General features: G+C 73.5%; 1 protein-coding gene. It reads left to right on the forward strand.

What is annotated here, in order from left to right:
• A partial coding sequence (locus ABD292_RS48860; protein WP_344220352.1) for an ATP-binding protein occupies positions 1 to 641 on the forward strand: 641 nt, incomplete at both ends.

Below are 641 nucleotides of genomic sequence, written 5' to 3' on the forward strand. Positions count from 1 at the left end.
CCCGCCGCCATCGCCGCGCTCGGCGACAAGGTGCAGGCCAGGCACATCGCCCAGAAGGTCGGCGCGCCGCTGGTCGCCGGCACCAAGGACCCGGTCTCCGGCGCGGACGAGGTCGTCGCCTTCGCCGAGCAGCACGGCCTGCCGATCGCGATCAAGGCCGCGTACGGCGGCGGCGGACGCGGCCTGAAGGTCGCCCGCACCCTGGAGGAGATCCCCGAGCTGTACGAGTCCGCGGTCCGCGAGGCGGTGGCCGCCTTCGGGCGCGGCGAGTGCTTCGTCGAGCGCTACCTCGACCGGCCCCGCCACGTCGAGACGCAGTGCCTGGCCGACGCCCACGGCAACGTCGTCGTGGTCTCCACCCGCGACTGCTCGCTCCAGCGCCGCCACCAGAAACTGGTCGAGGAGGCCCCGGCCCCCTTCCTCACCGCCGAGCAGGAAAGGCTGCTGCGCGAGTCCTCCAAGGCCATCCTGCGCGAGGCCGGCTACGTCGGCGCCGGCACCTGCGAGTTCCTCGTCGGCCAGGACGGCACCGTCTCCTTCCTGGAGGTCAACACCCGCCTCCAGGTCGAGCACCCGGTCACCGAGGAGGTCGCCGGCGTCGACCTGGTCCGCGAGATGTTCCGCATCGCGGGCGGCGAGGC

It is taken from the genome of Nonomuraea bangladeshensis, assembly GCF_039529455.1.
GTDB lineage: Bacteria > Actinomycetota > Actinomycetes > Streptosporangiales > Streptosporangiaceae > Nonomuraea > Nonomuraea bangladeshensis.